This is a genomic window from Streptomyces mutabilis (genome assembly GCF_014649815.1).
GTDB lineage: Bacteria > Actinomycetota > Actinomycetes > Streptomycetales > Streptomycetaceae > Streptomyces > Streptomyces mutabilis.
Genome location: NZ_BMTT01000158.1, coordinates 1 through 684, shown reverse-complemented (window position 1 = coordinate 684; position 684 = coordinate 1). Strand labels below are relative to the sequence as shown.

Sequence of the window (684 nt, the reverse complement as noted above, 5' to 3'; positions counted from 1 at the left end):
GCGCTAGCTTCACATCAACTGTCTTTTTATCAAATAGAAAAATTAATAGATGAATACAATCATTGTTTTAGCAACGATGAAATACATCAATCAAAAGAATATACCGGAATAAGTGAAGTATTAAAATTTTTACATAACCAAAAGAAAAAAATATTTGTAGTATCTAATAAAGAAACACTAACAACTCAAAAGTATTTAGATTATCTCGGATTAAGCCGTTTTATAACTGATTCATTAGGTGTCTGTATTAAAAATGAAGACAAACTTCTTTGTGAAACGATTCAAAATTTGATACAGAAACATCATTTAATGATAGGTAAAACCGTGTATATAGGGGACACAGCACAAGATATCAAGAGTGCGAATCAAGCTCATGTGCAAACATGCGCTGTCACATGGGGAGCACAATCTGCACACGAATTGTTGCATGAAGATCCTCATTATGTTGTTAATGATCCAGAAGAATTTTTAACGATTTTATAATATTTTCAATGGTAGGATGATAATTCATGAGGAATTTTATCCTACTCTTTTTTTAAAACTATGAAGCAAGTATAATGTAAACATAATTATATAAAGTGTTTACAAATGGTGATGAAGATGAAAAAAATAATGGAATATTTACAGCATTATATTAATCAATACCCGCATCGATTAGCTTTAGTGTTTGAAGATCGACATCTA

1 protein-coding gene is annotated in these 684 nt (G+C 29.5%); it reads left to right on the top strand.

Annotated elements, in window-relative coordinates; all coding sequences use genetic code 11:
- Positions 1-483, top strand: a 483-nt coding sequence (locus IE142_RS39840; protein ID WP_191889445.1) for an HAD hydrolase-like protein, incomplete at its 5' end; no start/stop codon positions are given.
- Positions 484-684: the final 201 nt, after the last annotated feature.